This is a genomic window from Photobacterium leiognathi, from assembly GCF_030685535.1.
Lineage (GTDB): Bacteria > Pseudomonadota > Gammaproteobacteria > Enterobacterales > Vibrionaceae > Photobacterium > Photobacterium leiognathi.
This window is the reverse complement of sequence record NZ_CP131601.1, coordinates 1,513,148-1,533,649: the sequence shown is the minus strand read 5'-3', so window position 1 is coordinate 1,533,649 and position 20,502 is coordinate 1,513,148. Positions and strand designations below refer to the sequence as shown.

Sequence of the window (20,502 nt, the reverse complement as noted above, 5' to 3'; positions counted from 1 at the left end):
ATGACGCAAGTCCGTTCAATTAAAAAGAACCTTATTAACGCCATCAGTGCGGTATTTGGCTTCTTTATTATTATTGTATTTACCTTTGTCGATGTCAGTGTCGATAATTGGGTACAAGAGCAATTTGAATTAGAGATCCAAGAGCAAGCAGGACAATTTAAAACCATCACCAATATACAAGCCTTTGCTGATGCCATTAGTAGTGATAAAGATTATGCTTATTACCAGATCTGGAAAAATGATGACGTTATTTATCGCTCCGCTTCCCTTAGCGATTATCCCAATATCAATTTGCTACATAAGAAGTTACCGCTAAATAGCTATCAAATTGTCGATATAACGTTACCTAACCGAGAAGTCGGCAAGGCGTTCTTATATTCATATTTAGCAAAACCCAAAGATCAAAAGCCAACCCCTATTTATTTAACCATTTATGCATCCACGACAGGGCTTAATAAGGTAACGGGCATTCTTGATATTTTGCTGATTGGTAGTTTCTTACTCTCAATGATCATTATGCGAGTTGTCGCAAGAGCCATTGTTAATAAAGGGCTCAATCCACTCGTTAACTTAAACGATCAAATAAAGCTGTTTAACTATCAAAAACAACAACGTCAAAACCATAGCTTTACGTTTGAAGAAAATACTCCCTCTTATATTGAAGTAGATTTGATCCGCAACGAGCTAAATAACTTTCTCGAAACTAACCGCAAAATGGTCGATAACGAAAAACGGATCACCTCTGATATCGCCCATGAAATTAAAACGCCTATTGCTGAAATCATCACCCTTACCGAAGTGCATCAACGCTTTCCTGATGATGAACGTTTAGCCAAAACCTTTACCTCGGACATTCTCCAAATATCGAACCGAATGAAAGTCATTGTAGAAAACCTATTATTGCTACAACGCACTTCTCATTCGCTTTCTATTTATAAAGAGCCGATTGAAATCACAACCTTATTAAGTAGTGTGATTCACGATTTAAACTTTAAATATGACGATATTAAACAACGTGTAGTTTTAAATAACACACTTCAGCAGCCTATTATTGCTGATGAGTTTTGTTTAAAAACCATTATCACCAACTTATTAGATAACGCACTGTTTTACAGTGTGCCAAGTTCAGCCATTAATATTGCGATTAATGATGATGCTAAAAATGTGGTGTTCGCTATCACTAACACATCTCCTATTAATTACTCTGAGACGGAAGTTAATAAACTGGTGCAACCACTATTTCAACATGATGATTCTCGCTCCAATAACGATCGCTATGGTTTAGGATTATCTATCGTTGATAACATCTGCAAAATCAACGAATACGAGCTATCAATTAGCCAGTTAGCAAATGGAGAGTTTCAAGTGTTGGTACGAGTTCCAAAAAAGAATTGTCGCGAATAAAACCAGCACCGAGCTGAAAACAAAAAAGCAGCAATGAAGATTATTCATTACTGCTTTTTATATTCATCAGAATATGGGCTTTTGGCTGCCAGCTCTCAGGCAAATTAAAATCACATACAGATTTATAAAAATTTATCTCGCTCATCTATGCATTCATCTGAAGTCATTTCAAACTCACGACAGATCCAAGGGCGATTTTCATAAATTGTGCACATTAAGCTGTCTCTATCTAATGCTGCGCACCAGCCATCACTCAGTCGATTCATAGTTTCGCCACCATACTGATCACGCTTGATAAATTTTTCTGGTACGCCAGTGTCAGAAATAATCATCACTTCAAGACGACAACAACATGCCTGACAGTTTGAGCATGATACTTTTGGGGAGACAGTGGTAATAGGAATGTTCATAAGTAGCTACAGTTTGTGTCAATTGCACATAATACCGTAATTTACGTATGAACGACCCTTATTTCTGAGATAACTTATTTTTAAGCTATGTTGCACTTACCTAGCAAAGGATATGTTTAAAAGTATGGCTTTGCCATGTAGTCAGCTGACCCCATGATATTCGGGATATTTACCGCTTGGGCTTGTCCAACACTTCGGATAGGTATCGGCTACGCGACACATATCCTTATTTTTTATGTGGATTTATTACGCACCTAAAAGAGGTAAGTTTTTACGCTGCTGATAGGTTAAAGCCAACTCTAAACAGGACTTAATCACTCTTTCTGGTATCGGTTCCGATAAGGACAGAACTATTGCTCTATTTCCCTGAAACACCAGTTCTTCACCATACAATTCCCGGAATGTATCGACGAGCTTGGTTTGGCAATTAAAGAAAAGGTAATAGTTGTTAGGAGACTTGAGTTTCCAGTCCATTCTTAGTGGACTGCCTGTTTTTACATTGTAGCTTGGTTCACCCCATTTTAGAGTTTCTTCGACTTCACCAAGTTCCAACTCAGATGCTATTTGAAAGACTAGATTTCGTAGCTCTGCTAACCTTACACGAGCATTTTCTGGGTATTCATCGAAGCGATCTTTGACTACCTTGTTCATTGGAATCTCCTATTCACATAACGCCCTCTTGAATAGTTTGTTGAACGAAGCCGCTGCGCAGCAGAGTAAAAAACATAACCTCAACTACGGTAAATACACCTCTCAAAAGGAGCATTTATCACAAATAAATCACAGCAACTCCGTTCAGATTATCGTTATGAACAACACCTTACCCATCTCACCTTGCAAGGTAAACGTTCCGCTACGATTGATGCTTATAGTCGTGTACTACGTCGCATTACTCATCAACTGGATAAATTGCCTGACACCTTAACTAACGACGATCTGAAACGGTATTTTACAGAACGGATCAAAAGACATTCATGGAAATACCGTGAAAATTGATCGCAATGGCTTACAGTTTTTCTTTAGTATGTGCTTCAGCGTGATTGGAGATGGATATTGCAGCATGTATTACCGAAAGGATTTCGACGAGTACGTGATTATGGTTTGCTACGAGGCCATTAAAAGAAGTAGCTCCAAGCTATCCAATTTATGTTCATGTTAGCCGGGCAACTAACGGTGCCCTCACCGAATAAAACGGTACGTATAAAAGCCCAAACCTTTTGCCCCTGCTGCCAACATGTCATGCAATTAACGGGAATATTTCGACCCAAATAACCGACGTTCAATAATAACGATAATGGCTTTCACGCTGCAGAACTAACGAGGATTTTATTATAAATCAGAGTGTTAAAGTTATTGGTTCACACCAAGGATAACGCTCGACTGCATTTTGTTATCCCCCTTCATGCTATTTCCAATATTTCCTTATATAAGGCGGCTTGGGCTTGTCCAACACTTCGGATAGGTGTCGGCTTCGCGACACATATCCTTATTTGTTATATTTCAGTTTCTTCTGAACGAATAGCCAGCTTTCCAAAATGGTCAACAGCAAAACTAAACAATACCTTAATCATGAAAAACACACTAACCATTAGAAACCAAAGTGGAAGTGACAAGTAAATTAATAAAAAGATGCCATAGCACATTAAATTAGCAGCAACAAATGATTGAATTGACTGCCCCTTTAGAGCATTGACTATAAATGCTGACACGATAGTGTAGCACCAAATAATTATTGCACTACCAATCGGCTCAGAAAGCAACCATGCAATAGCTAAAATATGAACATGAATTGCGATAAATATAAGGCGATTTTTAGGTCGCTGAGAGTAAAATTCATTAGTTCCATAGCTAAAATTAGCAATGCAGCCAGCCAACACATCACCGATTAATAGAAAAGCTATGATTGATTTCCAATTATCTAGGCTTATATCTGCAACTGAATATATAATCGAACTTCCAAGTAAGGCAAATAAAATCGTACAGCAAACCTCTAAAATTGATTGTTTTTCACCAAATACTTCGAAAAGAAATTCTGGGGTTTTAAAATACCTCATTGTCTGTGTACCACTTCCTTATATGCACCGAACTTTGATTTGAAATATAACAGTATATTAATAAGCATTCTTACTTTTACGCTTTATTAATACTGTAAATATTCAATATTTTACTAAATAAAAGCACTACGTTTCATAGTTTTAGTCGCAAAAAATCACATCCAATCGATATGTTTTCTTTGGTAAAAGTAAGAATGGTATTTCGTTCGTCGGATTAAATACACAAATAACAAAATTGGCTATTTAATATCAATACGTTAAAAACACCTGTTGAGATACTTAAGAAAATTTTCTGATTAAAAACGAAGCTTAATCGGCAAAAATTACGCTTTTCATTATAACTGGATAAATACACAGTCAACTTCATTGCCAGCAAACAAAAGCATTTCGCCTAAATTGAAAAGGAATAACGGAAGCACTTAAAGAAAAGAAATAGAGATAAGAAAAATGGAGACAAAACAGCGTTCATCTCCATATTTAGGAATTATTGTGGCTTGTGATTCTTAGCTAAAAACGCATCTAATTTATTAGCAAAATTTTGGCGATCCGCTTGGCTAAGTGGTGCAGGACCACCTGTTTGTACCCCACTGCTGCGCATGGTTTCCATGAAGTCACGCATTTGTAAACGCTGCTTAATGGTGTCTTTGGTGTACATTTCGCCACGAGGGTTTAAAGCATGTGCACCTTTGGTGATCACTTCATCAGCCAGTGGAATATCGGCAGTAATGATTAAATCCCCTGCTTCGGCTTGCTGCACGATGTAGTTATCTGCCACATCAAAGCCTTGCTCTACTTGTGTCGAGCGAATAAACGGTGATGGTGGTACTCGGATATATTGGTTTGCCACCAGCGTGACGTTTACTTTGGTTCTGTCTGCGGCACGAAATAGGATTTCTTTTACCACGTTAGGGCAAGCATCAGCATCAACCCAAATTTTCATCGTATTTCCTTATTGCTATTAGCCTAATTTATTACTGGCTGTTTAGCTCGGCATTGTCTGTAAAAAAGCCGCCCTATCTGAAGGCGGCTTTTCATTATCTTTTAAGCGTTAGCTCGTTGAATCAACGACCTTAGCCCACTAGACCTTTCTTCGCAATGTACTCGTCGTAAGTACCACGGAAATCTTCAACACCGTCTTTGGTGATTTCGATAATACGTGTTGCAATCGAAGATACAAACTGACGGTCGTGAGATACGAACATCAATGTACCCTTGAAGTTTTCTAGTGCAAGGTTAAGTGATTCGATAGATTCCATATCCATGTGGTTAGTTGGCTCATCCATTAGTAGGATGTTAGGACGTTGCATGATTAGTTTACCAAACAGCATACGACCTTGCTCACCACCAGAAATCACTTTTACAGACTTCTTAATGTCGTTTTGAGAGAACAACATACGACCTAAGATACCGCGAACTACTTGCTCGTCGTCACCTTCTTTTTTCCACTGACCCATCCAGTCTAGTAGTGTCATGTCTTCTTCGAAATCAGCGCTGTGATCCTGCGCGTAGAAACCAATGTTATTGTTTTCAGACCACTTAACCATACCCGCCATCGGCTCCATTGCACCTGCAAGGGTGTTTAGGAATGTTGATTTACCGATACCGTTCTCACCGATGATCGCAATGCGCTCACCCACTTCAACAAGCAGGTTAACACCGTTGATTAGGATGTTTTCACCGTAACCTTGTTTCAGACCTTCCACTTCAAGTGCGTTACGGAACAGTTCTTTTTCCTGATCGAAACGAATGAATGGAGATTGACGGCTAGATGCTTTCACTTCTTCTAGCTGGATCTTATCAAGTTGCTTCTGACGAGACGTCGCTTGTTTTGCTTTTGATGCGTTTGCAGAGAAGCGGCTTACGAACGTTTGTAGTTCAGCCATTTGTGCTTTCTTCTTCGCATTGTCTGCAAGTAGACGCTCACGCGCAGCTTCTGCCGCCATCATGTATTCGTCGTAGTTACCTGGGAATAGACGAAGCTCACCGTAGTCTAAATCAGCCATGTGAGTACATACGCTGTTTAGGAAGTGGCGGTCGTGAGAGATGATGATCATTGTACAGTTGCGCTCAAGTAGAACTTGCTCAAGCCATGCAATAGTATGAATGTCCAAGTTGTTCGTCGGTTCGTCAAGTAGCATGATGTCTGGATCAGCGAACAGTACCTGTGCAAGAAGAACACGTACTTTAAGACCCGGTGCAACAGCGCTCATTAGACCGAAGTGTTGCTCTTCAGGAATACCAAGACCTAGTAGTAATTCACCTGCACGTGCTTCTGCTGAGTAGCCGTCCATTTCTGCAAATTCTACTTCTAGATCAGCAACACGCATGCCGTCTTCTTCAGACATTTCTGGCATAGCGTAGATGCGGTCACGCTCTTCTTTTACTTTCCACAGTTCTTTGTGACCCATAATAACGGTATCGACAACTGTGTACTCTTCAAATGCGAACTGATCCTGACCTAGTTTCGCCATGCGCTCGTTAGGATCTGTTGAAACAGTACCTGCAGACTGTTCTAATTCGCCACCCAGAATTTTCATGAATGTCGACTTACCACAGCCATTCGCGCCGATAAGACCGTAACGGTTACCTTCACCGAATTTAACTGAGATGTTTTCAAACAATGGCTTGTCGCCAAATTGCATTGTGATGTTAGCTGTTGAAATCAATGTACTGTTCCAATTTTGATGTATATATCAAGCATTAAAAAAGCCGCTTACTACAAGCGACTTTTCTCTAAATTGGCGCGGAGTATATCAGATTCCGTGACTTACATCACCTCTAATTACTAACTAAATTGTAACCAGTTTCAGGTTAACAAATTGCTTCCGTTAGGTTCAAAAAATCAGAGTGTGGATTAATGCAATTTGATTTCAAATATTTGTATGATTATTAACTCAAGCCGAAGCGTATAGTCAATGGCATCACATTGATGAATAAATAAAGAGTAATTATGGATATGCATTCTTTCGGCAATTGGCTTCCAAAAAGCAAAGCACATGTAAATGCTTGGATTCAGCATTTGAAAGCACACGCCACTCAAAATCCAACTGATCTTGTTAAACCTGTACAAGATTTTAAAGATCTGGTTGATAACGATGAAACACTCAAAGAGCTTGCAGAGCGAATGTTTAGCTACGCTGGCAACCAAAAAGAGTTCACCCCATTAGGCACACCTGAAGTGCTATCGTTTGATGAATTTATTGTGCTGCTAAACGCGATCATGACTCAAGCACCTGAATGTACTGAGTACACTGATCCGCAAACCGGTGAACTTAACCCATGCGGTTTAATTGGTTTTCCGATTAATGCCCTACTCGATTGGCCAATGGCGACTCCTGCTTGTTATACCTTCTTTTCTAATGCGTTAGTTAACCAACAAATTAAGAAGATCCTCACTTACTGGTCAACATTCTTGGAAAGCCAAGATTCTCGTTATGTCCTAGTTACCGATGATTTAAACCGTACGCCTAAAGTATTGGGCTGGTTAAATCCTACTGCGCAACGTGAAATGGTGGGGGTCGCTTGCCAAGCAACCTCCGATCCTGCATTAAAAGCATTGCCGTTTGAGCACTTTTTCCAATGTGATCCTAGTGATAAGTATTATGGCTTTAAATCTTGGGATGACTTTTTCACTCGTGAATTCGTAAAAGGTGTTCGTCCCATTGCTGAAGGCGACAATATTGTTGCCAATGCGTGTGAATCTGCCCCACTTCAGGTGGTTGAAAATGTAGCAGAAAGCGCAGAATTCTGGCTGAAAGGTCAACCTTATTCACTACAAAATATGATGGACTTTGATCCACTCGCGAAGCAATTTGTTGGTGGTACAGTCTATCAAGCATTCTTAAGTGCATTGAGCTACCACCGCTGGAATAGCCCAGTTAGCGGTACAGTGAAAAAAGCCTACATTGTGAATGGCTCTTACTACTTGGGTAACCAGTACCAAGGCTTTGGTAATCCTGATGGTGCCGATGACAGTGCACCAAACAACTCACAGCCATTTTTAACTGCTGTGGCAACACGTGCGATTATCTTTATTGAATCTGATAATCCTAACATTGGTTTAATGTGCTTTATCGCTGTGGGTATGGCTGAAGTATCATCGTGCGAAATCACGGTCAAAGAAGGTCAACATCTCAATAAAGGTGATGAATTAGGTATGTTCCACTTTGGTGGTTCAACTCACTGTCTTGTATTTGGCCCTGATGTGAAATTGGCCTTTGATTTCCACAACACTGAACCTGGCTTAGATGCAACCAATATTCCGGTTTGTTCTCGTATAGCAACCGTATTAACTAACGATTAATTTAAACAGTCATTTGTTTTAAGCGTTGCTAATAAATACAAAAACGCCTTATTACTGATTTTATTATCAAAGTAATAAGGCGTTTTCTTTATTTAAACAGATCTAATATTTTATACGTCGATTATCGACGTGGTGGACGGCTACCACTACGTTGATTACCACCACGGCTATTACTGCGACCTCGAGATGCACGCTCTTTATATGCTGATGCCGCTTTTGCTTGAGAAGCTAGAATAGAATCAACGGTTAATTCCATTGGTTCACGTGGCACAATACCATCAGCAAAAGTACGCATACGAGGCGGAATTTCACGTTCTGCTGCTGTTGGTCGCGGCATGCGTTTGAAACGAGAAAGGTAGAATGCCTCTAATTTCTCTCTCGCCCACTGTGTTTTTTTCAGGTATTTCACACTGCTGGCAATCGATGGTTTGGTATTGAAGCAGTTAAAGCGCATTGCCGTGTCTAAGATCTCCCAACCATAGTGTTCAACAAGCTCAGTTAGCATTTTCTCTAGGCTTAAACCATGAAGTGGGTTGTTCTGTAATAGTCGTTGCTCTAGGGTTAATTCTTTTTCTTTCTTAGCAGGTTGAGCATTCTGTTGTTGTTCTTGCATTAGTATTCCTAACGGAGATTTACATGTATCTCATTAGTATAAAGGCTTTAATGCTAGAGGTATAAACAAATTAAAGGATGGAGGTACTGAAAGGTTCTTGCGTAGGGTTGCTTTTATGCTAAAAGGTAACGCGTATTTGATGCTCAATGTAAGCTGCACACATTGCGCATGCAGCTTATTTTCTAATTATTTGACTGAAATAATTCTTCGATTATTCCCAATCAAGGATCACTTTACCTGATTGACCAGAGCGCATCACATCAAAGCCCTGTTGGAAGTCATCGATCTTGTAGTGGTGAGTGATAATTGGTGTGAGATCTAAACCTGATTGGATCAGTGTTGCCATCTTGTACCAAGTTTCAAACATTTCACGACCGTAGATACCCTTGATGATCAAACCTTTGAAGATCACTTGGTTCCAATCAATTGCCATGTCTGATGGTGGAATACCTAACAGTGCAATTTTACCACCGTGGTTCATGCTTGATAGCATGCTGTTGAAGGCTGCCGGATTACCCGACATTTCCATACCAACATCAAAGCCTTCTTTCATACCAAGCTCTGCCATTACATCGGTAAGGTTTTCTTTTGAAACGTTAACCGCACGAGTCACGCCCATTTCACGAGCAAGATCTAAGCGGTATTCGTTTACATCTGTGATCACTACGTGACGCGCACCCACGTGTTTTGCTACAGCCGCAGCCATGATGCCGATTGGACCAGCACCTGTGATCAATACATCTTCACCCACTAAATCGAATGAAAGCGCTGTGTGCACTGCATTACCAAATGGGTCGAAAATAGACGCTACGTCATCTGAAATATCATCAGGAATTTTGAATGCATTAAACGCAGGGATCACAAGGTATTCCGCAAATGCACCTTCACGGTTTACACCAACACCGATAGTGTTACGACATAAGTGAGTACGGCCACCACGACAGTTACGACAGTGACCACAGGTAATATGACCTTCACCAGAAACGCGATCGCCGACGTTAAAGCCTCGCACTTCCTGACCCATATCAACCACTTCACCTACGTACTCATGACCAACAACCATAGGTACAGGGATTGTTTTTTGTGACCATTCGTCCCAGTTGTAGATATGAACGTCAGTACCACAAATCGCGGTTTTCTTAATACGAATAAGCAGATCGTTATGCCCCATTTCAGGCTTGTCTACTTCAGTCATCCAGATGCCTTGTTCAGGCTTTAATTTAGAAAGAGCTTTAATTTTCATTATGTAATTCGCTTATTTCTTTGGATATAACATGCTTTTCAGCGTCCTAACTACCACTGCAACTTGTTATTTTTGTGTTCACCCATGCAGTGGTAGCGATATAACCTTGTCTGTTTTTAATGAGAAAGACTGTAAATCTAGTTAATTAGATGATGCCCATCTCTTTACCAACTTCGATAAATGCATCGATGGCTTTATCAAGTTGCTCTGGAGAATGTGCCGCAGACATTTGAGTACGAATACGTGCTTGACCTTTTGGTACAACAGGGAAAGAGAAGCCAATCACGTAAATACCTTTAGCAAGCGCGCGTTCAGCAAATTCTGCTGCAACTTTTGCATCACCTAGCATGATTGGAATGATCGCATGATCAGCACCAGCCATTGTAAAGCCAGCTTCTGTCATACGCTTACGGAAGTGTGCAGAGTTTTCCCATAGGCGATCACGAAGCTCACCGCTTTCTGCTAGTAGATCGATAACACGATTCGATGCTGACACAATTGCAGGTGCGACTGAGTTAGAGAACAAGTACGGACGAGAGCGTTGACGTAACCAGTCAATCACCTCTTTTTTACCAGCCGTGTAACCGCCTGATGCACCACCCATTGCTTTACCTAGCGTACCTGTGATGATGTCGATACGATCCATCACATTATGGTATTCGTGCGTACCACGACCATTTGCGCCCATAAAGCCCACTGCGTGAGAATCATCCACCATGACCAATGCGCCGTATTTTTCCGCCAAATCACAAATTGCAGGTAGGTTTGCAACTACACCGTCCATTGAGAACACACCATCAGTTACGATAAGCGTATTACGCGCACCAGCTTCTTTCGCTGCAATTAATTGTTGCTCAAGTTCGCTCATGTTGTTGTTGGCATAACGGAAACGCATCGCTTTACATAGTCGAACGCCATCAATGATTGAAGCATGGTTTAGTGCATCTGAAATGATTGCATCTTCTGCATCAAGAATGGTTTCAAACAAACCTGCGTTAGCATCGAAACACGATGTGTAAAGGATCGTGTCTTCCATACCAAGAAAATCAGATAACTTACGCTCTAGCTCTTTGTGCGCATCTTGCGTACCACAAATAAAACGTACCGATGCCATACCAAAACCGTGTTCATCCATGCCATCTTTAGCAGCTTGGATAAGATCAGGATGGTTCGCTAAACCAAGGTAGTTATTGGCACAAAAGTTTAAGACTTCTTCACCCGATTGGATTGATACTGATGCTTGTTGCGCAGACGTGATCACACGCTCAGATTTGTACAATCCTTCTTTTTTCACATCTTCAAGTTGCTGTTGGATTTGGGTATAGAATGCAGAAGTCATGATGTCCCTCACAGTATTATTATTCTGAATATGTTGGTAGATTACGCGCTTAAATCCAACATTATCGTCACATGATAAAAACATGCATCATAGCGACAATCATCGAACATAAATCGTATCTACGCCAAGTTTCCGATCTTTTTTATGCTTAATTCGCAATAAATCCAATACAGATAACTACAAGCTAATATTGCCATTCTAATCCATGCCAAAAACAACTATTATCCCCCGCGGTGGAAAATGATTATTGACCTGTAGGCACAAATAAATGGATACACATAAGCTCATCGCACTAATGCCAGACTTGGCGACTTTTATCGTGATCGTCGATGAAGGTAGTTATACTGCGGCTTCGCGCAAATTAGGTGTCACCCCATCGGCACTCAGTAAGCAGATCGCAAGGCTAGAGAAAACACTCTCAGTTAAGCTGCTGGAACGTACCACGCGCAAATTAGTGATCAGTGAGTCAGGCAATCGTATCTATAAGCAATGCACCCAAATGATCGATGCCGCGAAAGAAGCGATAGAGATATCAAGTTCAGAACACACCATTCCATCCGGTACGGTGACCATTGCAGCACCAAAAGCCTTTATGAGTATCGTGCTTCAACCTTTGGTTAAACCTTTCTTAACACAATATCCAGAAGTGAATTTAAAACTAAAAGCGTGTGATGGAGATATCGACATCATAGCTGATGGTATTGATGTCGTGTTCCGTTTAACCGAACGCCCATCTGAAGGTTTAGTATTAAAGAAAATCGGTAAAGCTAATTTAACCTTGTGTGCCAGCCCTGAATATATCGCTAAGCGTGGTATGCCTACTCACCCTCGTGAATTAAAGCAACATGACTGTTTGTATTTAGGTGAAACCAATACGGATCATATTTGGGATTTTGATAAAGATGGAGAGCAAATCACCGTGGCTGTGACAGGTCGTTATGCTGTTAACCACTCGCAAATGCGTTTAAAAGGCGTGAAAGATAATTTAGGCATTGGGCTGTTTCCTGACTTTGTGATCAAACATGACTTGATTGCAGAAAATGTCGTGCAAGTTCTGCCAGATTGGACAATTCGCGGCAATTACCACGGAGATATAGCACTTCAATATGCGCAAACCAAATTTATGCCCGCTCGAATTCGTGCTGTGATCGACTTTTTTACCCTAAATTTGACACTTTAATTTCACCACCAATTGCGTTATTTGCTCAATCTCTCCTTTTCAACGTTAGAATCGGGTTTTGAAGAACTTATGATCGCTTAATTTTGTAAAATGGCTGATACTCTATATTCAGTAAGTAACTATAAATAAAAGCATTTTTATGCACACAATAGGTGAAAATGCATATATACATCAAGGACAGAGCAAATGAATGCTAAAGTTATCGAAAGTCACGATGAATTGATGTACTGGATTAATTTAGTAGAAAAAGAGTACGGACGCTCAATCTTAATTAATACCTCGATTCACTTTATTTCAGGAACATACGAAGACGGTACAACAGGTCACGCTATTGAAATTACCAATGCCCGAGAAGAATTGATTGCTCGCTCACCTGTAAGTGTCGAGTTGATGAATTTTGCTAACAAAATGCAGTCAATCGTTGCAAATCAAGGCGTACAAAGTTTAAAAGGCAATACAACTCAATTACATTAATGATAAGTTCACATTACCCTTTCTTATGATCGCTCAAAAGCCACTAACTAAGTGGCTTAATTATATGGTCCGCCTCATCCTAAGCCGTTAGGCTTAGGGTAGGCTTTCAAAGAGGTGAACCATATGTCTACTATCCACATCTTAGGTATCGATTTAGGTAAACACTGCTTTCATGCTGTCGCACACAATTACGCAGGTAAAGAGGTGCTACGTAAGAAATATAATCGAAGCCAACTTCTAAAGTTTCTCGCAAATTTAGAAACCACCACTATCGCATTTGAAGCATGTGGTGGTGCACATTGGTTAGCCCGTAAATGTGCTGATTTTGGGCATCAAGTTCAACTCATTCCTCCTCAGTATGTAAAACCTTATGTGAAAGGCAATAAAAATGACTTCATTGATGCTGCAGCTATCGCTGAAGCAGCAAGTCGACCTTCCATGCGCTTTGTTGCTGTTAAATCAGAAGAAGCACAAGTCATTGCTGTCATTCATCGTATCCGTGATGGTTTTATTAAGGAGCGAACAGCCTGTATGTCTCGTATCGGAGCGATATTGTTAGAGTTTGGACTGAGCTTGCCTACAGGACATGCGAAAATGAAGATGCTTTTTCAGTGGATAGCAGACCAAAAATATCAAACTCTTCCACAAAGTCTTATGTACGAATTAAGCTTAATTCACGCACATTATTTGTATCTTAATGAGCAGATAAAAATACAAGATACGAAGTTGAAACAGCTAGCTGAGCAACATGAATTGGCTAAGTTATTAAAAACTGTGCCTGGCATCGGTGATTTAACAGCAACCCTGTGTGTGGCAGATGTTAGTGCCGCCAGTAACTTTTCAAATGGAAGGAATATGGCTGCTTGGTTAGGGTTAGTGCCTCGACAATACTCTACGGGAGGTAAAACAAAGTTACTTGGGGTGAGTAAACGAGGAAATAAACATCTCCGGACATTATTCATTCATGGCGCAAGAGCTGTATTATCAAGGTTAGAGACAACGGGTAAAGTCTTCGGACAATGGCTGGTAGATTTAAGAGCCAGTAAGCCATTCAATGTGGTTGTTGTCGCATTGGCTAACAAATTAGCAAGAATAGCTTGGGCGGTGTTATACCACCGCCAAGCGTTTAAGACTGCATCGCAGTCATAACCGAGTTTGCAACGACAATGCAAGTGATGACATTAACGGTAAATCGGCCAGATTAATAACCTGATAATAAAAACAGCAATAAATGCTTTTCGCTTTTTTAAGGATAATCTGGCGCGGATATCATCGTGGAGCTAGGACATTAATATGCCTAATTTTGACTCCGAATACATTAGCGCAACTCCGTTATTACTAATATTGTAGTTGCAATAACGGGGCGGACCATACATTTTATTAAATGTAAAGCATGATTCAAACACTAATAAATAGAGATTACGATCTTTCAATATGAAAAGTGCGTATTAAGTGATTTATAACGAGGTTTCTTTCCCACACAATGAGTAAGAATAACAACAAAAGGCTCAGTATCCTTTTAAATCTTAACACCTACATAAAACCTTATAAGTGGCGTGTCATTGCTGCTTTAGCTTCACTTCTCACCACAGCAAGTCTTACACTTTCAATTGGTTACGGGGTTCGGATTTTGATTGATCAGGGTTTTGCCCAACAATCACTGGCCGACCTTGGCCATGCCATTCAATTTATTATTGGCGTGACTATCTGTATTGCAGTTGGCACATATTTCCGTTTTTATCTCGTCTCTTCCGTTGGTGAGAGAGTGAGCGCAGATATCCGCCTTGCCGTATTTAACCATGTGATCTCACTACACCCTAGTTACTTTGAAACCAACAGTAGTGGCGATATTATGTCGCGACTAACGACTGATACCACTTTATTACAAAATATAATTGGCTCCTCATTTTCAATGTACATGCGCAGTGCATTATTATGTTTCGGCGCCATAATCATGTTATTTGCAACCAACTTCAAACTGACATTTATCGTTCTTGCTTCTGTTCCTTTTATATTGATACCTATTTTATTTTTCGGACGACGAGTACGCGCATTATCAAGAAAAAGCCAAGATACTATGGCTGATATTGGTAGCTATGCTGGAGAAGCCATTGAGCATATTAAAACAGTACAAAGCTTTAGTGCTGAGCAATATGAAAAGCAAGCTTTTGCGGATGAAGTAGAAAAAGCCTATGAGGTGGGCCGACAACGTGTAAAACAACGCGCTATTTTAATATCTGGTGTCATTGCCATCGTTTTTAGCGCAATTGCAGGCATGCTATATGTTGGTGGCAGTGATGTGATAAAGGGTGAAATGTCAGCTGGTGATTTAGGGGCTTTCGTTTTTTATGCCATTATGGCTGCATCTTCAATGGCAAATATCTCAGAAGTACTTGGTGAGTTACAAAGAGCAGCAGGCGCGACGGAAAGACTTATAGAAATCCTTCAAGTAAAAAGTGATATTTGTTCGCCAGATTATCACGAATCAATTGACTGTTCTCACCCATCAGACATTCGTTTTAACAATGTGAGCTTTCACTACCCTTCTCGCTTAAATCATCCCGCTATCAATCAATTAAACTTAGTTGCTGAACAAGGAAAAGTTTTAGCTCTTGTAGGACCGTCAGGTGCTGGTAAAACAACGCTTTTTGAATTACTTCAACGTTTTTACGATCCACAACAAGGCCAAGTTTTAGTTGGTAATAAAGATATTCGCCAATTTGCTCCACATGAACTTCGTCAACACATGGCACTCGTTCCGCAGCAACCTGCATTATTCAGTAATGATGTGTTCCATAACATTCGTTACGGCAACCCAGATGCAACAGATGAAGCAGTGATTGATGCCGCCAAAAAAGCCCATGCCCATGAGTTTATTGAAAAACTACCTGATGGTTATCATAGTTTCTTAGGCGAGCGAGGCGTGCGTTTATCTGGTGGTCAGAAACAAAGAATTGCGATTGCACGGGCTATCCTTAAAAACCCTAAAATTCTTTTACTTGATGAAGCAACCAGTGCGCTAGATAGTGAGAGCGAACACTGTGTACAGCAAGCACTTGAAGAACTGATGAAAGATCGCACTACATTAATCATTGCTCACCGACTATCAACAATACAGCACGCAGATAAAATCGTTGTATTAGAGGATGGAGAACTTATTGATGAAGGCGATCATGAATCATTACTTAAAAGCTGCGAACTTTACCAGCGCTTAGTTCATCTTCAGTTCAAGCAATTAGAATAAGACTATCTTGATTAGTCAATATTCACTCGTAATAACTTAAATAGCCGACACTCCGTCGGCTGTTTTTTTACAGCAATTTAAGACACTTTTTGGTTATTCATCTGTGCATTGGCTTTACTTTTAAAATTAAACCAATCACTTCGTTAAAATCTATTTGATTATGAAACAGTAAGATCTAAAGTATGGCTACAGCCTTGTAATATGTATGGAATTTGTGATGGAAAAATATATTGGACTAATGTCAGGTACTAGCATGGATGGCGTAGATGCCGTTCTGGTTGAAATGAATGATCACAATATTAAGCTATTAGGCAATCATGACTACCCAATGCCAAGTGATTTAAAACAAGCATTACTGGATGTTTGTATCGGTCAAAGCACAAACCTTCAACAAATTGGCGAGCTTGATCATCGCTTGGGTCAACTCTTTGCCGATGCTGTTAATGCCTTACTAGAAAAAACACAAACATCGGCTAGTGCCATTAAGGCCGTCGCCAGTCACGGACAAACAGTATTTCATGCGCCTGATTCACCCTATCCTTTTACTATGCAATTAGGCGATCCCAATATCATTGCCGCTAAAACGGGAATAACTACGGTTGCTGATTTTCGTCGTAAAGACATGGCATTTGGCGGTCAAGGCGCGCCTTTAGTACCTGCATTCCACCAGCAATTATTTAGCGACAAACACATTAATCGTGTGATTTTAAATATTGGCGGTATTTCCAATATCACCGTACTGACACCAAATAAACCTGTGATTGGTTTTGATACTGGTGCTGGCAACATGTTAATGGATGCGTGGATCAACCAACATCTTCAACAAAGCTATGATAAAAATGCACAATGGGCATTATCAGGAAAGGTTAATTCAGAGCTATTAACTCGCCTACTACAAGAGCCTTATCTAGCCCTAACTCCCCCAAAAAGCACTGGACGTGAATTGTTTAACTTACCGTGGTTAGAGCAGCATTTAACTGGCTTGATTATTGAGCCACAAGATGTACAAGCAACATTAGCTGAATTCACTGCTATAACTATTGCTAATGATGTCAGTAAAACAGCCCAAGACACGCCTGATAACATGCCAAACGAGTTATTAGTTTGTGGTGGCGGAGCCCATAACCCACTATTAATGCAACGTTTAGCCGCATTGCTACCAGATTGGACAGTCACGACCACCAGCGAACGTGGTGTGGATAGCGATAATATGGAAGCAATGGCTTTTGCATGGCTGGGCTATCGTACATTACATGGCTTATCTGGCAATTTACCTGAAGTTACTGGTGCTTCTCGTTTAACGACCTTAGGTGCCATTTACCCTGCACAGTGATTTCTTACGATGGCTTAAAATAGTGAATAAACAGTTTGTTATACTCACTATTATCGTCATGATAAAAGACAATTTAACTGTGCTTAAACAGTGAATATGCTCAATTAGAGAACAATCTAATATATGAATACAATGAAAAATAATGCGTTAGATTCCGATCTTATTTGCGCAAAAGAATTTAACCAAGTCGCCCTGATTTCCTGCTCAACCCAATATGATGAGCAAACTGTCGATAATGTGGTAAAGACCTTTATCGATCACGGCTACATGGTCACCACCAAATACTTAAATCAAGTGATTTCAGACTTAGGTTACGTCAATACCGATCAAGAGCGTGCCAATAATCTGATCACCGCCCTGCTTGATCCAACTATTGATGTATTGTGGTTTTTCCGAGGCGGCGGCGGTGCATTAAACCTATTGCCATATTTACACGCTTATAAAACGCAGCTTGGTGAAATCAAACCCAAGACCATTGTCGGTTTTAGCGATGTTACTGCCATTCACAGCTTTATTAATAATGAGCTAGGCTGGCAGTCGGTTCATGCAATTAATGCGTCAACCAATAAAGCGACCAACGGCGGTAACGAACAACCGATTCCAGATCTAAAAGCACTCATGCATGAAGGTGTTAGCTATAACACGGTATTACCGCTTAACGAGTTAGCGAAAACAACCGCAGTTTCAGGACAGCTGATTGGTGGCAATCACACCTTAGTTGGCGCTACCTTTGGCACGAAATATCAGCCAGACTTTGCCAATAAAGTGTTATTGCTTGAAGACATAGGTGTGACTTACCGTCAGTTAGATCGCTACTTACAACAACTCTTGTTCTTAAAAGACTTTGATGTGAATGCGATTGTGTTTGGTCAGTACTACCAAATGGATCAAAACGATCAAGATCGCTTAGTGTACAAAAAGGTTTTAGAGATCTTTGCTGGGCAGTTTGATAAGCCTGTTTATTACTTCCCGTTTATCGGGCACGGTAAGCATAACCAGCCAGTTATTTTGGGTCGCCAAGTATCGTTACAACGTCACGACAATAACGAACATGGTATACCATCGGATTATTGTACGTTGCAGCAATAAACAAAAAGGATAGAGATTTTAAATCCCTATCCTTTTTAATTAGTTGTTATGGATTACCGTATACCTCGGGGAAGTTGTGAGGTGGGTTTTGCATAATAGTGGTTATTACATTTTTGGATGGGAATTCTGTTGTGTTGTATTTTGTGTGTAATCCAATAAGTGTTCCAAGATTGTAGTAACGATTATTGTTTTTTAAAAAGAATCTATCCGTGGTTCCATTTTTATCTGTTTTAATGGTAGTTGTTTGTGTTCCATTAACTGTTTTTGCTAAGTAATCATTACGGCCACCGCCTAAAATTACCGCTAATTCACTGAAAATCATATCTCTATTAGCGAAACAACTACTGGTTACATTTGTCAGGTCGTTATGGGTTGTGTAATCAATGTTTAGGTATACTTTACCATCAATAGTTTGAGGGGTGGTGTTGAAGTATGTTTGAGGGAATTCAGGTTTCCAGCCATTGGATTGTTTTATATCAACTCCATTTTCATCCACGCCAACTCCATTAACATATTTTAATTGATTGTTATAAGCGTCAGGTTGATTGTCGAACCGTGATGCAATCGCACATTTTTTAAGAGGGCGTACTTTTATATTTTTATCATCATCGTAATAGAGTTCCTCATGGTCAAATGTTTGCCAGTTCCAAGCGCTATCGAATTTAATAATGATGCCGCGATCAATATTTTCGTTTGGTGTGTTTTTGATAGACTCCAAATCAAACACTTTTTTGCCGATTGTTTTTTCCATAAGTTCGATGGCGTATTGTATTCTTTTTGTACCAGTAGGATCAGTGCCATCTATCTTAAGAGGAATAGGGTTATCGAGATCCCAACGGTATGTGATAAAAGTGTTATCCAGTGGCACATTTGGAGGGGTAATTACGTTCCCATTATTATCGTAATACGCAATAAAGTCAGGGTTATTCTGCGCTATTTTTCTAGAGAAAGTATGCCCTGTGTCAGTGAAGTAATTTTGAATAAGGCCAATGTCTTTAGTGTCTTTGAGGTAATTATCTTCTAGTGAGTGCTTATTTGTGTAATACGGGATCGTGTAATCATTGCCGTTTAAATCAGCGCAATTGATTAGGTCATTAAGTCGGCACTCTGTTGTGGTGTAGGGTTCTAGATCACTGATCAGTGTTGGGTGAGTGCTGTGTTCACCAATTTTGTTAGTTTTCGTGAGATCTACTTCTGGTACGTAGTATAGGTTAGTGAGAGCGTCTGCTGGTGTACCAACGTACACGTATGTCGGTAAAGTGTATTCACCGCTGTTTGGTAGTGGTGTTGGATCTTCTGGTATATATCCTGCTGGTGGCGTGTATGGGTCTTCTGGATCAGGCGTTGGCTCTGGATTAGGCTCTGGTGTTACAGTGTTTGTATCATCAGCTGGCTTCTCAACTGAATCAGTATCACTTTCAGAACTATCTTCAGTAATTGGTGATGTTACTTCATCTGGTGTGCTTGGCGTGACTATTGGAGTATTATCTTTGGGTTGGCTTTCATCATCACCACCTCCCCCGCCACCACAACCAACAGTCAGTGTTGATAACGTTAATAACATAGCCACTGTGATTTTATTTTTATAAAACATTCCTTTGCCTTTTTAGCGTATTAAAATAAATCCGCATATTTCAAAATATGCGTTACGCTAAAACAAGGTATGAACAAAAACTATATAGTCAGAATGCGACAGACTCTACTTTAAAATAATTATTAAAAAACTTATTTCATTATTACTATTTATTGCTTCTATCTATGTCACTATTTTATCTGTCCATATCTGTAATAAAGAAGCAATATTAACTTAGATATA

The 20,502-nt window shown here is 40.1% G+C and carries 18 protein-coding genes and 1 pseudogene; 10 read left to right on the top strand and 9 right to left on the bottom strand.

The window, feature by feature from the left end; all coding sequences use genetic code 11:
- Positions 1-1,404, top strand: coding sequence for a sensor histidine kinase (locus tag Q7674_RS14165; protein ID WP_045062947.1), 1,404 nt, complete (start codon positions 1-3; stop codon positions 1,402-1,404).
- A gap of 122 nt (positions 1,405-1,526) precedes the next feature.
- On the opposite strand, the gene Q7674_RS14160 is transcribed toward Q7674_RS14165, so the two are convergent.
- Together Q7674_RS14160 and Q7674_RS14155 are read right to left on the bottom strand one after the other, a co-directional pair.
- Positions 1,527-1,814 (bottom strand): YkgJ family cysteine cluster protein, encoded by a 288-nt coding sequence (locus Q7674_RS14160; RefSeq protein ID WP_045062948.1) that lies wholly within the window; start codon positions 1,812-1,814, stop codon positions 1,527-1,529.
- Positions 1,815-2,060: 246 nt separating this feature from the next.
- The gene (locus tag Q7674_RS14155; RefSeq protein ID WP_045062949.1) at positions 2,061-2,465 is read right to left on the bottom strand and encodes a DUF1801 domain-containing protein; all 405 of its coding nucleotides are present in this window, start codon (positions 2,463-2,465) and stop codon (positions 2,061-2,063) included.
- A 183-nt stretch (positions 2,466-2,648) separates the two neighbouring features.
- Between Q7674_RS14155 and Q7674_RS21930 the strand changes: the two genes are divergently transcribed.
- Positions 2,649-2,810 carry a phage integrase N-terminal SAM-like domain-containing protein gene (locus Q7674_RS21930; RefSeq protein ID WP_439788127.1) on the top strand — a complete coding sequence of 54 codons (162 nt, stop codon included), beginning with the start codon at positions 2,649-2,651 and terminating at the stop codon, positions 2,808-2,810.
- A gap of 30 nt (positions 2,811-2,840) precedes the next feature.
- Positions 2,841-3,086: pseudogene (locus tag Q7674_RS21925) on the top strand (transposase); the annotation flags it as partial.
- Between the two features lie 221 nt (positions 3,087-3,307).
- Here Q7674_RS21925 and Q7674_RS14140 read toward each other — a convergent pair.
- From Q7674_RS14140 to Q7674_RS14130, 3 genes are all read right to left on the bottom strand, one after another.
- Complete coding sequence (locus Q7674_RS14140; protein ID WP_045062950.1) at positions 3,308-3,868, bottom strand: hypothetical protein; 561 nt, start codon at positions 3,866-3,868, stop codon at positions 3,308-3,310.
- 484 nt (positions 3,869-4,352) lie between these two features.
- Positions 4,353-4,808 carry a YaiI/YqxD family protein gene (locus Q7674_RS14135; protein ID WP_045062951.1) on the bottom strand — a complete coding sequence of 152 codons (456 nt, stop codon included), beginning with the start codon at positions 4,806-4,808 and terminating at the stop codon, positions 4,353-4,355.
- A 130-nt stretch (positions 4,809-4,938) separates the two neighbouring features.
- Positions 4,939-6,534, bottom strand: a complete 1,596-nt coding sequence (locus Q7674_RS14130; RefSeq protein ID WP_045062952.1) for an ABC-F family ATPase — start codon at positions 6,532-6,534, stop codon at positions 4,939-4,941.
- Positions 6,535-6,818: 284 nt separating this feature from the next.
- Here Q7674_RS14130 and Q7674_RS14125 point away from each other — a divergent pair, with 284 nt between their 5' ends.
- Positions 6,819-8,171 (top strand): phosphatidylserine decarboxylase family protein, encoded by a 1,353-nt coding sequence (locus Q7674_RS14125; RefSeq protein WP_305424063.1) that lies wholly within the window; start codon positions 6,819-6,821, stop codon positions 8,169-8,171.
- 121 nt (positions 8,172-8,292) lie between these two features.
- On the opposite strand, the gene Q7674_RS14120 is transcribed toward Q7674_RS14125, so the two are convergent.
- The 3 genes from Q7674_RS14120 to Q7674_RS14110 all read right to left on the bottom strand — a co-directional run bounded on the left by Q7674_RS14120 (position 8,293) and on the right by Q7674_RS14110 (position 11,366).
- The gene (locus tag Q7674_RS14120; protein ID WP_008986941.1) at positions 8,293-8,784 is read right to left on the bottom strand and encodes a VF530 family protein; all 492 of its coding nucleotides are present in this window, start codon (positions 8,782-8,784) and stop codon (positions 8,293-8,295) included.
- 211 nt (positions 8,785-8,995) lie between these two features.
- Positions 8,996-10,027: an L-threonine 3-dehydrogenase gene (gene tdh, locus Q7674_RS14115; RefSeq protein WP_008986940.1), complete on the bottom strand. Its 1,032-nt coding sequence runs from the start codon at positions 10,025-10,027 to the stop codon at positions 8,996-8,998.
- Positions 10,028-10,172: 145 nt separating this feature from the next.
- On the bottom strand, positions 10,173-11,366 hold the full coding sequence (locus tag Q7674_RS14110) for a glycine C-acetyltransferase (protein ID WP_045062954.1): 1,194 nt from the start codon (positions 11,364-11,366) through the stop codon (positions 10,173-10,175).
- Between the two features lie 268 nt (positions 11,367-11,634).
- Here Q7674_RS14110 and Q7674_RS14105 point away from each other — a divergent pair, with 268 nt between their 5' ends.
- The 6 genes from Q7674_RS14105 to Q7674_RS14080 all read left to right on the top strand — a co-directional run bounded on the left by Q7674_RS14105 (position 11,635) and on the right by Q7674_RS14080 (position 18,686).
- A complete protein-coding gene (locus Q7674_RS14105; protein ID WP_045062955.1) occupies positions 11,635-12,546 on the top strand; it encodes a LysR family transcriptional regulator in 912 nt (303 codons plus the stop codon).
- 186 nt (positions 12,547-12,732) lie between these two features.
- Positions 12,733-13,020 carry a hypothetical protein gene (locus tag Q7674_RS14100; protein ID WP_045062956.1) on the top strand — a complete coding sequence of 96 codons (288 nt, stop codon included), beginning with the start codon at positions 12,733-12,735 and terminating at the stop codon, positions 13,018-13,020.
- Between the two features lie 123 nt (positions 13,021-13,143).
- The gene (locus Q7674_RS14095) at positions 13,144-14,169 is read left to right on the top strand and encodes an IS110 family RNA-guided transposase (RefSeq protein ID WP_305424060.1); all 1,026 of its coding nucleotides are present in this window, start codon (positions 13,144-13,146) and stop codon (positions 14,167-14,169) included.
- A gap of 334 nt (positions 14,170-14,503) precedes the next feature.
- Positions 14,504-16,264, top strand: a complete 1,761-nt coding sequence (locus Q7674_RS14090; RefSeq protein WP_305424059.1) for an ABC transporter ATP-binding protein/permease — start codon at positions 14,504-14,506, stop codon at positions 16,262-16,264.
- A gap of 217 nt (positions 16,265-16,481) precedes the next feature.
- The gene (locus Q7674_RS14085; RefSeq protein ID WP_305424058.1) at positions 16,482-17,597 is read left to right on the top strand and encodes an anhydro-N-acetylmuramic acid kinase; all 1,116 of its coding nucleotides are present in this window, start codon (positions 16,482-16,484) and stop codon (positions 17,595-17,597) included.
- A gap of 123 nt (positions 17,598-17,720) precedes the next feature.
- Positions 17,721-18,686: an LD-carboxypeptidase gene (locus Q7674_RS14080; RefSeq protein WP_045065237.1), complete on the top strand. Its 966-nt coding sequence runs from the start codon at positions 17,721-17,723 to the stop codon at positions 18,684-18,686.
- Positions 18,687-18,732: 46 nt separating this feature from the next.
- On the opposite strand, the gene Q7674_RS14075 is transcribed toward Q7674_RS14080, so the two are convergent.
- Complete coding sequence (locus Q7674_RS14075) at positions 18,733-20,280, bottom strand: hypothetical protein (RefSeq protein WP_045065235.1); 1,548 nt, start codon at positions 20,278-20,280, stop codon at positions 18,733-18,735.
- Positions 20,281-20,502: the final 222 nt, after the last annotated feature.

Bases quoted from the DNA above. Each gene is read 5' to 3' on its own strand.
- Q7674_RS14165 (WP_045062947.1), top strand. From the start codon at position 1: ATGACGCAAGTCCGTTCAATTAAAAAGAACCTTATTAACGCCATCAGT.
- Q7674_RS14160 (WP_045062948.1), bottom strand. From the start codon at position 1,814: ATGAACATTCCTATTACCACTGTCTCCCCAAAAGTATCATGCTCAAAC.
- Q7674_RS14155 (WP_045062949.1), bottom strand. From the start codon at position 2,465: ATGAACAAGGTAGTCAAAGATCGCTTCGATGAATACCCAGAAAATGCT.
- Q7674_RS14140 (WP_045062950.1), bottom strand. From the start codon at position 3,868: ATGAGGTATTTTAAAACCCCAGAATTTCTTTTCGAAGTATTTGGTGAA.
- Q7674_RS14135 (WP_045062951.1), bottom strand. From the start codon at position 4,808: ATGAAAATTTGGGTTGATGCTGATGCTTGCCCTAACGTGGTAAAAGAA.
- Q7674_RS14125 (WP_305424063.1), top strand. From the start codon at position 6,819: ATGGATATGCATTCTTTCGGCAATTGGCTTCCAAAAAGCAAAGCACAT.
- Q7674_RS14120 (WP_008986941.1), bottom strand. From the start codon at position 8,784: ATGCAAGAACAACAACAGAATGCTCAACCTGCTAAGAAAGAAAAAGAA.
- tdh (WP_008986940.1), bottom strand. From the start codon at position 10,027: ATGAAAATTAAAGCTCTTTCTAAATTAAAGCCTGAACAAGGCATCTGG.
- Q7674_RS14110 (WP_045062954.1), bottom strand. From the start codon at position 11,366: ATGACTTCTGCATTCTATACCCAAATCCAACAGCAACTTGAAGATGTG.
- Q7674_RS14105 (WP_045062955.1), top strand. From the start codon at position 11,635: ATGGATACACATAAGCTCATCGCACTAATGCCAGACTTGGCGACTTTT.
- Q7674_RS14100 (WP_045062956.1), top strand. From the start codon at position 12,733: ATGAATGCTAAAGTTATCGAAAGTCACGATGAATTGATGTACTGGATT.
- Q7674_RS14095 (WP_305424060.1), top strand. From the start codon at position 13,144: ATGTCTACTATCCACATCTTAGGTATCGATTTAGGTAAACACTGCTTT.
- Q7674_RS14090 (WP_305424059.1), top strand. From the start codon at position 14,504: ATGAGTAAGAATAACAACAAAAGGCTCAGTATCCTTTTAAATCTTAAC.
- Q7674_RS14085 (WP_305424058.1), top strand. From the start codon at position 16,482: ATGGAAAAATATATTGGACTAATGTCAGGTACTAGCATGGATGGCGTA.
- Q7674_RS14080 (WP_045065237.1), top strand. From the start codon at position 17,721: ATGAATACAATGAAAAATAATGCGTTAGATTCCGATCTTATTTGCGCA.
- Q7674_RS14075 (WP_045065235.1), bottom strand. From the start codon at position 20,280: ATGTTTTATAAAAATAAAATCACAGTGGCTATGTTATTAACGTTATCA.